15 protein-coding genes are annotated in these 14,058 nt (G+C 68.5%); 12 read left to right on the top strand and 3 right to left on the bottom strand.

Going from position 1 to position 14,058, the window contains the following annotated elements; genetic code table 11:
• The 3 genes from CJ197_RS02035 to CJ197_RS02045 all read right to left on the bottom strand — a co-directional run.
• The coding region (locus CJ197_RS02035; RefSeq protein ID WP_102235259.1) for a sensor histidine kinase at nt 1–1,115 on the bottom strand (1,115 nt) is incomplete at its 3' end.
• A gap of 79 nt (nt 1,116–1,194) precedes the next feature.
• On the bottom strand, nt 1,195–1,941 hold the full coding sequence (locus CJ197_RS02040) for an SOS response-associated peptidase (RefSeq protein WP_102235103.1): 747 nt from the start codon (nt 1,939–1,941) through the stop codon (nt 1,195–1,197).
• Between the two features lies 1 nt (nt 1,942).
• Nucleotides 1,943–3,145: a YihY/virulence factor BrkB family protein gene (locus CJ197_RS02045; RefSeq protein WP_102235104.1), complete on the bottom strand. Its 1,203-nt coding sequence runs from the start codon at nt 3,143–3,145 to the stop codon at nt 1,943–1,945.
• A gap of 215 nt (nt 3,146–3,360) precedes the next feature.
• Here CJ197_RS02045 and CJ197_RS02050 point away from each other — a divergent pair, with 215 nt between their 5' ends.
• The 12 genes from CJ197_RS02050 to CJ197_RS02110 all read left to right on the top strand — a co-directional run bounded on the left by CJ197_RS02050 (nt 3,361) and on the right by CJ197_RS02110 (nt 13,954).
• A complete protein-coding gene (locus CJ197_RS02050; protein ID WP_102235105.1) occupies nt 3,361–4,590 on the top strand; it encodes a CpaF family protein in 1,230 nt (409 codons plus the stop codon).
• A complete protein-coding gene (locus CJ197_RS02055) occupies nt 4,587–5,459 on the top strand; it encodes a type II secretion system F family protein (RefSeq protein ID WP_102235106.1) in 873 nt (290 codons plus the stop codon). Before CJ197_RS02050 ends, CJ197_RS02055 begins: the two co-directional genes overlap by 4 nt.
• Nucleotides 5,456–6,400, top strand: a complete 945-nt coding sequence (locus tag CJ197_RS02060; RefSeq protein WP_102235107.1) for a type II secretion system F family protein — start codon at nt 5,456–5,458, stop codon at nt 6,398–6,400. The genes CJ197_RS02055 and CJ197_RS02060 overlap by 4 nt, the downstream gene beginning before the upstream one ends.
• 123 nt (nt 6,401–6,523) lie before the next feature.
• A complete protein-coding gene (locus CJ197_RS02065; protein ID WP_102235108.1) occupies nt 6,524–6,781 on the top strand; it encodes a hypothetical protein in 258 nt (85 codons plus the stop codon).
• A 9-nt stretch (nt 6,782–6,790) separates the two neighbouring features.
• Nucleotides 6,791–7,213, top strand: coding sequence for a TadE/TadG family type IV pilus assembly protein (locus tag CJ197_RS02070; protein ID WP_146007685.1), 423 nt, complete (start codon nt 6,791–6,793; stop codon nt 7,211–7,213).
• A gap of 50 nt (nt 7,214–7,263) precedes the next feature.
• Nucleotides 7,264–7,851 carry a hypothetical protein gene (locus CJ197_RS02080; protein WP_304528972.1) on the top strand — a complete coding sequence of 196 codons (588 nt, stop codon included), beginning with the start codon at nt 7,264–7,266 and terminating at the stop codon, nt 7,849–7,851.
• Complete coding sequence (locus CJ197_RS02085; RefSeq protein WP_102235109.1) at nt 7,848–8,309, top strand: pilus assembly protein TadG-related protein; 462 nt, start codon at nt 7,848–7,850, stop codon at nt 8,307–8,309. The genes CJ197_RS02080 and CJ197_RS02085 overlap by 4 nt, the downstream gene beginning before the upstream one ends.
• A complete protein-coding gene (locus CJ197_RS02090) occupies nt 8,306–9,451 on the top strand; it encodes a glycerate kinase (protein ID WP_102235110.1) in 1,146 nt (381 codons plus the stop codon). Before CJ197_RS02085 ends, CJ197_RS02090 begins: the two co-directional genes overlap by 4 nt.
• Nucleotides 9,452–9,462: 11 nt before the next feature.
• Nucleotides 9,463–10,578, top strand: coding sequence for a peptide chain release factor 2 (prfB, locus tag CJ197_RS02095; RefSeq protein WP_102235262.1), 1,116 nt, complete (start codon nt 9,463–9,465; stop codon nt 10,576–10,578).
• A gap of 175 nt (nt 10,579–10,753) precedes the next feature.
• Nucleotides 10,754–11,644 carry a cell division ATP-binding protein FtsE gene (ftsE, locus tag CJ197_RS02100; protein ID WP_102235111.1) on the top strand — a complete coding sequence of 297 codons (891 nt, stop codon included), beginning with the start codon at nt 10,754–10,756 and terminating at the stop codon, nt 11,642–11,644.
• Nucleotides 11,641–12,558, top strand: coding sequence for a permease-like cell division protein FtsX (gene ftsX, locus CJ197_RS02105; protein ID WP_102235112.1), 918 nt, complete (start codon nt 11,641–11,643; stop codon nt 12,556–12,558). Before ftsE ends, ftsX begins: the two co-directional genes overlap by 4 nt.
• Before the next feature lies 1 nt (nt 12,559).
• Complete coding sequence (locus CJ197_RS02110) at nt 12,560–13,954, top strand: M23 family metallopeptidase (protein WP_102235113.1); 1,395 nt, start codon at nt 12,560–12,562, stop codon at nt 13,952–13,954.
• Nucleotides 13,955–14,058 lie beyond the last annotated feature (104 nt).

The following is a 14,058-nucleotide window of genomic DNA, read 5'->3' on the forward strand; positions in this document are numbered from 1 at the left end:
CCCTGCCCATCGGCCGCAGGGTCGGTCCCCTGACCGTCATCGATGACCTCGATCATCAGCTGCTCGGCGGTGCGGTCGATGCGCACGCTCGCCGCCGCCTCGGGACCGGCGTGCTTGAGCACATTGGTCAGCGACTCCTGTACCAGGCGGAACAGGGACAGTCCCAGTGCCTGCGGGAGATCATCCAGCGGCCCCGTGCGCTCGAGGGTGACCGGCAGCCCGGCACTGCGCACACGCTCCACCAGCTCATCGAGCATCTCCGGGCCCGGCTGGGGACCGAAGCTCGTCTCCTCCTCCTGCCGCAGCACTCCGAGCAAGGACCGCATATCCGCGAGCGCTGCCCGCCCGGTCTGCCCGATGGTGCCCAGCACCTCTCTGGCCCGCTGCGGATCCTGCGAGGCGACGAACCGGCCGCCATCGGCCTGCGCGATGATCACCGACAGCGAGTGCGCGACCACGTCATGCATCTCCCGGGCGATCCGCGCCCGCTCATCGGCGACGGCGAGGGCAGTGCGCTGCTCGCGCTCGCGCACCGCCTGCTCGGCCCGATCACGATGCAGAGCGACCTCGCGCATCCGGGCGCGCTGCAGGTTCGCCACCGCCCACACCGCGATCACGGAAATGGTGCCCACCACCATCAGCCCGCCGAAGGTGACCAGGCCCGCGAGGGGGCTGCCGTACTCGCCCACCGTCGCGGTGATGCCCCACTGCACGGCCTGGACCAGCACCCCCAGCAGACCGGCGCAGATCCCGATGATGTGCGCGGCGGTGGTGCCGTACGCGATGGCGCAGAACATGGCGTAGAACGTCATGACGTCGCCGATGACGACTGGCACGTTCACGACCACATGGGCCACGGCGAGGGCACCGATGATGATCACCCCCAGCAGGGGCCGGGTGCGGCACAGCGGGCCGGCGGCGATCATCGGGACGCTGAACAGCGTCCACCAACTCGTCGTCCCGGTGACCAGGGAGAACAGCAGCACCAGCAGGCTCGCGCCGCCAAAGATGATGAGGTCCACGGTGGTGGGATGCTCGATGATCCAGCGAAAGGGGTCCCGAGCCGGACGCTGCGTCGAGGGCAGCGCCGTATCAGGGCTCATCGGATCGCTCATGCGTCGAGATTACGGTGCGCCCGCGCGGCGGGACGTCCGCCCCCGGTCGGACATGCGGCGCAGCAGGTCGAGGCACGGGTCACAGCAGGCGCTGGGGTCCCTCCAGCAGCTCGGGGCCCTCATTGCCCACCTTTCCCACCGCCGGGTCCACCTCCCGCACCATCAGCAGAGCATCATCCATCAGGTGGGAGTCCTCGCGGATCCAGTCCGCGGCGGCGTGCCGGTCATCCATCTGCGGATCCAGCCATGCATCGACCTGCTCGCGTGGGAGCATCACCGGGGTGCGGTCGTGGATCTCGCGCAGATCCTCGGTGGCTTCGCGGGTGATGATCGTGGCCGAGAGCAGGAAGGCACCATCCTCGCTCGCGGCGGGACCGTCATGGCCACCGGGCCCCTTCCACCAGGACACCAGGCCCGCCATGAACAGCGGGGAGCCGTCCTGCCGGGCGATGAAGAACGGCTGCTTGCGCGCACCCTGCGGGCCACGCACCCACTCGTAATACCCGTCCATCGGGATGATCGCCCGGTAGCGCGCAAGAGACCCGCGGAAGCTGGGCTTGTCCTCCAGACTCTCCCGCCGCGCGTTGAAGGTCCGCGAGGAGAACGAGACATCCTTCGCGAACGGGGCCAGCAGTCCCCAGCGGGCGATCCGCAGTGCACGCAACACCTCCCCGGAGTCGCGGTCCACCGATTCGGTGACCACGTAGATCGGTGCCGTGGGCGGAATGCTCCAGCGATCGCGCAGATGCGGATCCGCCAGATCCACCGCCTTCAGGTCATCGACCAGCGGCTCGATCTCCTGGAAGAAGGCGAAGCGCCCGCACATCTCAGGCGTCCCGCGAACGGTCCGCGGAACCCTGCGATGAATCCTCCGCCGACTCCGGCGCGGCGTTCTGGTCGCTTGCGGTACCGGTATCGATGCCCGGTTCGCGCTGCGGGCTCAGGCGGCTGTCCTCGCCGGTATACGCCTCACGGTCATGGTGGAGGTTCCGCAGGCGGATATCGCGGCCCTCGTCGACGATCTGCTCGTGCTTCTCATCGGCCTTGATCGCGGCGGCATCCTCCCGCAGCGGCAGCGTCAGGGACTTCTCCGCGGGGCGCCCGGACTCGAGCTCCTGGGCCCGTTCGAACTCCGCATCGACCTCGGTGCCGATCACGATCACGATGTTCATCACCCACAGGGCGAACAGCACCGCCATCACACCGCCGATCGCGCCGTAGCTGGAGTAGCCGGCCACGGTTGCCATGTAGATGCTCAGCGCCACCGCTGCGATGATCACGCCGAGGATCGCGAACACGCCGCCGGGGGAGATGAAGCGGTAAGGCTTTTCGATGTTCGGGGCGCCCCAGTACAGCAGGGAGATCAGCGCGAAGGCGAGCACGAGGATCACCGGCCACTTCGCCCACGTCCAGATGGGCAGGAAGGATTCGGTGAGGAATTCCAGCAGCCCGGTGGCGCCGATGGTGGAGGCGATCGGCCCCAGCAGGCCCTCCACGATGGTCTGCGACAGCAGCAGGGAGATCATGATCGCCAGCATCCCCAGGATCATCGCGAGCGTCAGCAGCAGCATGGTGCCGTTCATCTTGATCGCGCCGCGGCCCTCGGGGATCTCGTAGATCAGGTTGGCCACGCGCCCGTAGGCCTTGATGTACGCCGAGGCGGACCACAGGGCGGTGGCGATACCGATGATCAGCGCGATCGTGCCGCCCGTGGCAGAGCCCATCAGCGAGTTCACGGTGTCGCGGATCGCGTCATCGGCCCCGAGCCCGCTGCCGCCGGCGGCGGAGTTCACCAGATCCACGAGCATGTCTGCGATCTGATCCTTCAGGTCCGCCAGCAGCAGTGTGGCCAGCGAGAACATGGCCAGCAGCGTCGGCGCGATGGACAGCACCATGAAGTAGGTGAGCTTCGCAGCCTGGTCGGTGCCCTGGTCCTTCATGAACTCGGACAGGACCCGCTTGGCCATGTACTTCACGGTGGACCCGCTCAGCTTTTGTGAGTCATCGGTGGAGGTGGAGGAGTCGGCCATGGATGCTCCTGGGGGATCAGGCGGGACGCGGCGGTCGGCAGCCATCTTGCCATGCGCAGAGGTCTGAAGAGTTATCCACAAGCGGCGGGGATCGTCCCACACGACGGCCCTCGTACCCCTACAGTGTCCACGGAGATGCGATCTGCATCACGTGCAGCGTGGGGCTGTGCGTCATGTGTCGCAGGGAGTCGACGTCGCCAGGAAGGGGATGAGGGGTGGACGCTGTCGCCGTCATCGAGGAGGAGTCGCGCGAGCTGATCCGCCGACGCGGTCTGGACGCGCGGGCCGATCAGCTCGAGCCGCTGATCCGCGAGGTCCTCGCCGACTACGATCGCCGCTCCTCCTCAGGTGAGGTGCCCGTACTGCGGGCCGATGAGGACACCGTCGTCGCTGAGGTCGCCGCCCGGATCGGCGGATTCGGGCCGCTGCAGGAGCTGATCGATGATCCGGTGATCGAGGAAATATGGTTGAACTCGCCATCGGAGGTCTTTGTCGCACGCAACGGCCGCAGCGAGCTGACCACCATTGTGCTCAGCGACGACGAGGTGCGCGGGATCGTGGAACGGATGCTGGTCAGCTCCGGGCGGCGCCTGGACCTGTCCACCCCGTTCGTGGATGCGCTGCTGCCCGACGGGTCGCGCCTGCACGTGGTCATCCCCTCGGTCACCCGGGCGCACTGGGCGATCAACATCCGCAAATTCGTCGCCAAGGCCCATGACCTCGAGGGGCTCGTGGCGCTCGGCTCGCTGACCCCGCAGGCGGCAGCGTTCCTCGATGCGGCGATCGCCTCCGGGCTGAACCTCATCGCCTCCGGCAGTACAGGGGCAGGCAAAACCACCTTCCTGCGCTGCCTCGCCCAGTCGATCGGACCGCGCGAACGCGTGGTGACCATCGAAGAGGTCTTCGAACTGAACCTCGCGCTGCGGGACGTGGTCGCGATGCAGACGCGCCAGGCGAACCTCGAAGGCACCGGGGAGATCTCCATGCGCCGCCTGGTCAAAGAGGCGCTGCGCATGCGGCCCAGCCGCATCATCGTCGGCGAGGTGCGTGAGGCCGAGAGCCTGGACATGCTGATCGCTCTGAACAGCGGTCTGCCGGGGCTCGCGTCGATCCACGCGAACTCCGCCCGCGATGCCGTGACGAAGCTGTGCACTCTCCCGTTGCTCGCCGGGGAGAACGTCTCCAGCCGCTTCGTGGTCCCCACGGTCGCAAGCGCCATCGACCTCGTTGTGCACCTGGACATTCTTCCGGATGGTCGACGGCGCGTCCGGGAAATCGTCGCGCTCTCGGGACGCGTCGAGGATGAGGTCATCGAGATCACCGAGGTGTTCGCCCTGCGCGAGGGCAAGCTCGCGCGCAGCCAGGGGCACCCGCCGCATGCCGAGCGCTTCGCCCAGGCGGGCTATGACCTGAGCGCCCTGCTGGGACGGCAGGTGGCGGCATGAGTGACGGCGCGTTCCTGGGGCTCATCGCGGGACTGGGCCTGCTGTCGATCTGGTGGTCGATGTGGGAGCAGGAGGACCGCCCCGCACGCCGCGGCCCCCTGGCCCGGGCGATGGATGATCTGCGCGATGACCTGGTGAAAGTGGGGCTCGGCACCGTGCCGCCCGCCGCGGTGCCGGCCCTCAGCGCCGGCTTCGGGCTGGTGGTCGCAGCTGTCCTGTGGGCGATCTCCAGCGCCGTGGTGCCCGCGCTCGCGATCGGGCTGGTCAGTTCGATCATCCCGGTGCTCGTGCTGCGCGGAGCGGCCCGACGGCGCACCACGGCGATGCGTGAGGTGTGGCCGGAGGCGGTGGACCACATCAACTCCGCAGTCCGCGCCGGCCTGTCCCTGCCGGAGGCCCTGGTTCAGCTCAGCCATAAGGGCCCGGAGGAGCTGCGCCCGGCCTTCGCCGAGTTCTCGCTTGACTACCAGGCCAGCGGCGACTTCGCCGCGAGCCTGGATCGGCTCAAGATTCGCCTGGCGGATCCGGTGGGTGACCGTATCGTCGAGGCCCTGCGCATCACTCGCGATGTGGGCGGAACAGATCTCGGCGGTCTGCTGCGCACCCTGTCCGCCTTCCTGCGCGAAGACGCCCGTACCCGCGCCGAGCTCGAGGCTCGGCAGTCCTGGACCGTGAACGCCGCCCGGCTCGCGCTGGTGGCTCCCTGGGTGGTGCTCGCCCTCATGGCCACCCGCCCGGAAGCGGCCCAGGCCTATGACTCCAGCGCCGGGCTGGTTCTGATCATCACCGGGGCCGGGGTGTCCGTGATCGCCTACCGGGTGATGCTTCTGATCGCTCGCCTGCCCCAGGATGAGCGGGTGCTGCGATGAGCCTCACCGGTGACGTTCTTGCGGGCATGCTGCTGGGCCTGGTGCTCGGCGTCGGGCTGTGGCTCGTCCTCAGCCGCCTGCCCGGTCTGCGCACGCGCGATCTCGATGTGCGCATCGACCCCTACCTACGCCGTGCCCCCTCGGCTGCGCTGCTGGGCACCCCACGGCGGCGTGGGCGCACTCGCGTGGTGGTGGAGAACCTGCTCGGCCCGGTCGCGGCCAAGGGGATCGGCATCCTCGAACGGCTCACCGGGGGAGCGGAGCAGCTCGAGCGCCGACTGCGCCTGGCCGGGCGCCGCATCAGCACCGACTCCTTCCGGGTCGAACAGGTGGTGCTGGGAGCCATCGGCCTGGTGCTCGGGCTGGTGGTGGCCCTCGCCGCGATCACCCTGCGTGGCGCGAGCCCACTGCTGGGCCTGGTCATCGTGGCCCTGGGAGCGCTCAGCGGCGTGCTGCTGCGCGACTACCTGCTGGGCGTGGAGATCAAGCGCCGCGCCTCCCGCATGGCCCGCGAATTCCCCACCGTCGCGGACCTGCTGGCCCTGGCCGTGGCAGCAGGGGAAAGTCCGATCGCCGCTATGGAACGCGTGGCCCGCACCTCCCACGGGGCACTGCCCGACGAGTTCGCGGCCACCGTCGCGGATATCCGCTCCGGAACCAGCATCGCCCAGGCCCTCGCCTCCCTGGGAGCTCGCACCCCGCTGGAGGCACTGAACCGGTTCGGCGAAGGCGTATCCATCGCGATCGAGCGCGGCACCCCGCTCGCCGAGGTGCTGCGCGCCCAGGCACAGGATGCCCGTGAAGCATCCAAGCGCGACCTCATGGAACTCGCCGGTCAGAGGGAGATCTTCATGCTGGTTCCGGTGGTGTTCTTCGTCCTGCCGCTGGTGATCATCTTCGCGATCTTCCCTGGCCTCGCGGTGCTGGAGATCTCCCTCTAGCCCGCGCGTCACCGACCCGAGCCGTAGCCCCCAGACCACCCAATCGACCGCCCAGACCATTCACCACCGACCAGACCATTCATCAGCCGATACAGAGTCATCTCACGACCGAAGGAGAGCATCATGACCGTCCACCGCACCCGCCTGCAGCGCACTCCAGCCGCTTTGACCCGTGGCCGCAATGGTCTCGGCCCGGCTACCGCCCGCCTCGCATCCCGACTGGCAGCGCGCCTGAACTCAGACCGCGGTGACGTGCCCGGCTGGGTGCTGATCACCCTCATGACCGCCGGGATCGTCGTGGCCCTGTGGGCGGTGGCCAGCGAGCAGATCGTGCAGATCTTCGAGAACGCGATGGCGCCGTTCCTCGGCGGCAGCCTCTGAGCCACGCGCATGACGAGCTCTGCCCAGCAGCGTGCAGCGCAGCTCCGCCGATGGCGTGAGCGCCTGCGCGATGACCGGGGCTCGGCGGTCGCCGAGTTCCCGATGATCGCGGTGCTCATCGTGATGACCGCCCTGCTCATCGTCCAGTCCGCGCTGATCATCCACACCCGCAACTCGCTCATCGACGCGGCGGTGCAGGGGGCGCGGCACGCCTCCCTCGAGGGCTCGGATCCCTCCGACGGTGCGCAGCGCGCGGAGGAGCTCATCGCCCAGCGTTTCGGGGATAGCTTCGCTGCCGAGGCCACCGCGGCGCAGGACGCCGACGGGATGATCCGGGTGGAGGTCACGGCCACGCTTCCGCTGGTCGGGCTGTTCGGGCCTGCCGGCTCCCTGCGTGTGGACGGCAGGGCGCTGGATGAGGAGGCGTGGTGATGCAGCACGACTCCCCACGAACCCGATCAATGCTGGAGCACCCACCGGCAATGCAGGAGCGCCCACCGGCACTGCTGGAGAGCCCACCGGCACTGCTGGAGAGCCCACCGGCATTACTGGAGAGCGGACCTGCACGACCGCGTCGGGAGCACCGCGCGCGCCCGCTACCCCGTGGGCGGCATCTGCGCCCAATACGTCCACTGCGCCTGCGCCTGCTGCGCGCCGAGCGGGGCAATGCGCTCGTGGAGTTCGTGGTGCTCTCCGCGGCGCTGCTGATCCCCTCGCTGTACCTCGTGCTCACGCTCGGCAACGTTCAAGCAGCTGCATTCGCCGCCGACACCATCTCGCGTGACGTGGCTCGGATCCACGCGATGGAGCAGGATCCGGCGCGGGCTCAGCAGCGCGCCCAGGCGCACACGGCGCTGATCCTCGAGGACTACGGCCTGGCCAGCAGTGACGTGACCGAGGTGTCCTGCAGCAAGGACCCCTGCGCGACCCCCGGCGGGACCGTCGGCGTGCAGGTGAGAATTCCCGTGCCCGTGCCCGGGCTCGGCATGATCCTGGGGGATGTGGGCCCGGTGTCCGTCGGCGCCTCCCACCTGCTCGAGGTGGACCAGTACCGGCAGGTGGAGCCATGAGCGAGCATCTGGCGCGCCTGCGGGAGCGGATCGCAGGCACCTCCGGGTCGATGACCATCCTGACCACGGGCGTGCTCGTGGTGCTGCTCATGGTCATCGCCGTGGGCACCGCGGTGACCGGTGTTCAGCTAGAGCGCAACGGCCTGCAGCATGCCGCGGACGCCGCAGCCCTCGCCGCCTCCCAGGCGGTGGACCCCTCCGAGATCTACCGCGCCGGAGAGGGCAGCGTCATCTCGCCACCCGAAGCGCGGCAGGCCGCTGCTGATCACCTGGCCGCCTATCCCCTCGACAGCGACCGGGTCGAGGGAGTGGAGATCCTCGGGGTGACGGTTGCGGCCGATGGGACCGTGCATGTCGTGCTCGCCGCCCGAGCGCACCCGCCCCTGCTCAGCTGGTTCAGCCGGGAGACCGGGATGACGATTCCGCTGACCGTCACTGGAGAGGCCCGCGCCCGATGACCCGCACCATCCTGCTCGCCCCCGACAAGTTCAAAGGCACCCTGAGTGCCGCCCAGGTGGCTGCGGCGCTGCGCCACGGGATCACCGCCACAGATCCCCATCTCGAGGTGCTGACCTGCCCGATCGCCGACGGAGGAGATGGCACGGTCGATGCCGCGCTCGCCGCCGGCTTCACTGAGCGCACCGCCACCGTCACCGGACCCACCGGAGCGCCGCACGAGGCTCGCTACGCCGTGCGTGAGCGCACCGCTGTCCTCGAGCTCGCCAGCACCGTGGGTCTGCAGGCCCTGCCCGGCGGAGAGCTCGCCCCGCACACCGCCTCCACGGCCGGACTCGGTGAGCTGATCCGCGCCGCCGCCGATGCCGGTGCCCGCACCATCCAGGTGGGCCTTGGCGGCAGCGCCTCCACCGACGCCGGGGCCGGGCTGCTCCAGGCCCTCGGAGCCCGGCTGCTCGACGCCCAGGGCCACGACATTCCGCCCGGCCTGCAGGGACTCTCCCACCTTGCCGACGTCGACCTCGCGCCCGCACGCAGAGCTCTGGACGGCGTCACCCTTGTTGTCCTCACCGATGTGGACAGCCCGCTCACCGGGCCCGACGGCGCCGCCGCCGTGTTCGGACCCCAGAAAGGACTGCAGCCCCACGAGATCGCCTCTGCCGATCAGATCCTCGCCCAGGCCGGCCGCCTGCTGGATGCATCCGGCGAGCTCGCCGCCCGTCCGGGGGCCGGCGCGGCCGGAGGCACGGGGGCGGCGCTGCTTGCTCTCGGTGCCCGCCAACGCTCGGGCGCCGAGGCTCTGCTGGAGCTGACCGGGTTCGATCAGCTTCTCGAGCGCGCCGACGTCGTGGTGACGGGGGAGGGGAAGCTCGATGCACAGACCCTCCAGGGCAAGGGCCCCGCCGAGGTGGCGCGCCGTGCCCGCGCCCGCGACCTGCCGCTCGCGGCTGTTGCCGGACGGATCACCCTGGATCCGCGCCAGCTCGCCGATCTCGGCGTCAGTCACGCCACCGACCTCACAAAGCTGGCTGGCTCGGCGGAGCGCGCCCTCGCCCACGGTGCCCAGCTGCTGGAGGAGGCCGGCGAGCAGATCGCGGTGTGGATCGCCACCCACCCCACCGGCTCGGGCGGCCCCCTGCCGTAGACTCTCCTCTCGTGGCTTCCATCGACTTCTCTGAAGAGATCCCCCAGCTCCGCTCCACCCTGTCCTCGATCGAACAGGTGACGGATGTGGCGGCGCTCGATGCGCGCATCGAGCAGCTCGAGCAGGAGGCCTCCGCCCAAGACCTCTGGGATGACGTGGAGAACGCCCAGAAGGTCACCGCCGCGCTGTCCCACGCGCAGGCCGAACGGCGCCGCATCTCTGAGCTGGCCAGCCGTATCGAGGACCTCGAGGTGATGGTCGAGCTCGCCGCCGAGGAGGATGACGCTGACACCCTCGCCGAGGCGGAGCAGGAGCTTGCGAGCATCCACAAGTCCCTCGACGAACTCGAGGTCCGCACCCTGCTGTCGGGCGAGTATGACGAGCGCAACGCCGTGATCACCATCCGCGCCGGCGCCGGTGGGGTGGATGCTGCGGACTTCGCGGAGATGCTGCTGCGCATGTACGTGCGCTGGGCGGAGAACAAGGGCTACTCCACCAAGGTGATGGACACCTCCTATGCGGAGGAGGCGGGCCTGAAGTCCGTCACCTTCGAGGTCTCCGCCCCCTACGCTTACGGCACCCTGTCCGTCGAGGGCGGCACGCACCGTCTGGTGCGCATCAGCCCCTTCGACAACCAGGGCCGCCGCCAGACCTCCTTCGCAGCGGTCGAGGTGATCCCGCTGATCGAGTCCACCGACCACATCGAGATCCCCGAGAACGAGCTGAAGGTCGATGTCTTCCGTTCCTCCGGCCCCGGCGGGCAGAGCGTGAATACCACCGACTCCGCCGTACGCATGACCCACCTGCCCACCGGCATCGTCGTGTCCATGCAGGATGAGAAGTCGCAGATCCAGAACCGCGCTGCAGCGCTGCGCGTCATGCAGTCCCGCCTGCTGCTGCTGAAGAAGGAGCAGGAGGCCGCAGAGCGCAAGGAGCTCGCCGGAGACGTCAAGGCTTCCTGGGGTGACCAGATGCGCTCCTACGTGCTGAATCCGTACCAGATGGTGAAGGACCTGCGCACCGAGTACCAGGAGGGCAACCCCGCCTCGGTGTTCGACGGCGAGATCGATGGGTTCATCGACGCCGGGATCCGGTGGCGCGCCGAGCAGGGCAAGCCCGCGGAGTGATCCGCGGCGTCGGCATTCACTGCCCCCACCGTCTCGCGTGCCACGTGCAGTGTTGACCGAATCTTGACGCCTTGACCATGTTTTGACCGGGTAGTGCGTCCTAGGTCGCAGGAATCGGAGAGCTCGGCCCCTACTCTGAGATGGACACCTTCCCCTCGGAGAAAACAGGCTGCAGTTGATCCGTTTCGACGACGTCACCAAGACGTACCTGCGTGGACAGCGTCCCGCGGTCGAGAACCTCGATATCGAGTTCTCCCGCGGCGAGTTCGTCTTCCTCGTCGGCGCCTCCGGCTCCGGCAAGTCCACGCTCATGCGCATGGTCCTCAAAGAGGTCGCCCCCACGCGCGGCACCGTGTACGTCGCGGGAAAGGACCTCTCCCGCATCCCCTCTCGCCGCGTGCCGGCGCTGCGGCGTGACATCGGGATGGTGTTCCAGGACTTCCGTCTGCTGCCCTCGAAGACCGCGTACCAGAACATCGAGTTCGCGCTTGCGGTGATCGGGACGCCCCGCAAGGTGGTGCGCCGCCTGGTCCCGGAGGTGCTCGAGATGGTGGGCCTGGAGGACAAGGGCAAGCGCTTCCCGCATGAGCTCTCCGGCGGTGAGCAGCAGCGGGTGGCGATCGCCCGCGCCTACGTCAACCGCCCCTCGATCCTGCTGGCCGATGAGCCCACCGGAAACCTCGATCCCGCCACCGCGGAAGGGATCCTGGGCCTGCTGGGGGAGATCAACGAGCGCGGCACCACCGTCGTCATGGCCACCCATGATGCGAGCGCCGTGGACCGGATGCGCCGCCGCGTGGTCGAGATGGTCGACGGGGTGGTGGTCCGTGACGAGGAGGCCGGCCGCTACGAGACGCAGGCTGCGGTCTCCGTGATCTCCGGCAATCAGCCCGATGACTCCGAGGACCTCGAGCAGGACCCGCGGGACCTCACGGACCCAGAAACGGGCGACGGCGACGTGCTGGATGAGGATCTGCCGATGGACGCCGCAGAGCTCGGCGCCGACATGGACGCCGACGCCTTCGCCGAGGAGCCCCTCGACACCGAGGAGGGGATCGGCCGATGAGGGCCCGCTACATCCTGGGGGAGATCGTCACCGGTCTGTGGCGCAATATCGCCATGGTCGTCTCCGTCATCATCGTCACCGCCGTGTCGCTGACCTTCGTGGGCGTGGGCGCACTGATGCAGAAGCAAATCCTGGACATGAAGGCGACCCTGGTCGAGCAGTCCCAGGTCACCATCTTCATGTGCTCACCGCACTCCACCTCCGCGTCGTGCGCGGGCGGCCCGGCCACCGACGCCCAGATCGAATCGGCCCGCCAAGCGCTCGAAGGCGATGTGCTCTCCCCCTACATCTCCTCGTACACCGAGCGCAGCCAGGAGGAGGCACTCGCGATCTACCAGGAGCAGTTCGCCGGCGAGGGCTTCGTCTCGAACTTCACCGAAGAGGACATGCCCGTCTCCTTCCACATCACCTTGACGAACGCGGAGGAATCCGCGGCGGTGGTGGAGTTCTTCCAGGGCCGTGACGGCGTGGATGAGGTCACCGACTTGCTGAGCGCCTTCGCCCCGTTTATTGATGTGCTCAACCAGTCCACCGTGTTCGCGCTCGGGCTGGCCGTGCTGATGCTCGTCGCCGCGGTGCTGCTGGTGGCCACGACGATCCGCATGTCTGTGGCGAACCGGCGTCGCGAGATCGCGATCATGCGTCTGGTGGGCGCCTCGAACCTCTTCATCCGTCTGCCGTTCCTGTTGGAGGGTGCGGTCGCTGCCGCGATCGGAGGCTTGATCGCCTCCGGCATGCTGTGGGTGGGCCTGCACTACATCGTCCAAGGCTGGCTGGCACCCACGCTTGGGCAGACCCTCATCACGATCAGCGTCTCGGATCTGCTGTGGTTGGCTCCGGCGCTGATCGTCCTCGGTACCCTGTTGTCGATCGCCTCTTCGGTGGTCTCCCTCAACCGTTACCTCAAGGTGTGAGATGAACGCGAACTACCTGAGTCGTGGCCTGTCGGTCCTCGCCTCCGCTTCCCTGGTGGTGCTTCCCGTGCTCGCCGCTCCCTCTGCCCCGGCCCTGGCCGACGGTACGAAGGACGACAAGATCGCCGAGCGTGACGAGATTCAGCAGCAGCTCGAGGACCTGCGGATCGAGCTCGATGACGTCAGCGCGGAGCTGGCGGACACCTACATCGCGCTGGCGGAGACCGAACTGCTGATCCCGCAGGCGCAGCAGGACCTTGAGGAGGCGCAGGCCGAACTCGAGGAAGCTCGTGAAGAGGACCGCAAGGTGGGCGAGCGCCTGGAGACCGCGCAGGAGGAGGAGCGCGAGCTCACCCAGGAGGTGGAGGAGGGCCGCGGAGAGGTCGAATCCTCCAGCAGCGAGCTGGCAGGAGTGGCTCTGGACGCCTATAAGGGCAGCGGCCCTCCCAGCCCCTCCAGCGTCTACGTGGGGGGCAAGAGCCCGCAGGATGCGGTGGATCGGTCGATGAACTACCGCCTGACGATGTCCTCGCAGAGCACCCGCTTGGACTCCCTGCGGGAGGACCAGACCGTCAACGAGAACTCCTCGGATCGTCTCACCGCGGTGCGCAAAGAGATCCGCGAGCTCAAGGAGGATGCGGAGGAAGCGGTGGAACGCAAGTCCACTGCGGAGGAGGAAGCGCGCGAGGCGAAGCAGGCGCTCGATGACCTGTATTCCGATCAGCAGCAGCAGCGCGATGATCTCGAGGAGCAGAAGAAGAAGCACGAAGGTGATCAGCGTGCGCTGGAGACCCGCAGCTCCACTCTCGATACGGAGATCGAGGAGCTCGCCCGCCAGGAGCGGGAGCGCGAAGAGCGCCTCGAGCGCGAGCGCCAACAGCGAGAGCGCGAAGCGCAGAATTCCAGCTCGCGCGGCGGTTCCTCGCGAGGTGATTCGGGTGGCTCCAACGGCGGTTCAGCGCCGTCGAACCCGGGTGGCGCGCCGGGGTCGTCGAATCAGGGCGGTGGATGGGTGCTGCCCGTCAACTCCCGCATTAGCTCGAACTTCGGCTGGCGCGTCCACCCGATCTACGGCACGCGCAAGCTGCACTCGGGCGTGGACTTCCCGGTCGGCTGCGGCACCCCGGTGGGTGCGACGCACTCCGGACGCGTGATTGCGCGGACCTATAACTCCGCGGCCGGCAACAAGCTGATCCTCAGCCACGGCATCGTCAACGGACGCCTGATGACCAGCTCCTACCATCACCTGCAGGGTTTCGCGGTGCCCGTGGGGGCGCAGGTCTCGGCCGGGCAGACCGTCGGCTACGTGGGGAACACCGGAGGGTCCACTGGCTGCCACCTGCATTTCGAGATCCATGAGGACGGTACGGCGGTCGACCCCACCAAGTACGTGTGAGCCACCGCCCGCCGGACGGGAATTGCGTCGCGCCCATTGGTGGGCCGACGTAGGCTGGGCGGTCCGGTCGCCTGAGTGACCGGGCTGATCAGCTGGTGAGTGCA

It is taken from the genome of Brachybacterium sp. UMB0905 (assembly GCF_002871795.1).
GTDB lineage: Bacteria > Actinomycetota > Actinomycetes > Actinomycetales > Dermabacteraceae > Brachybacterium.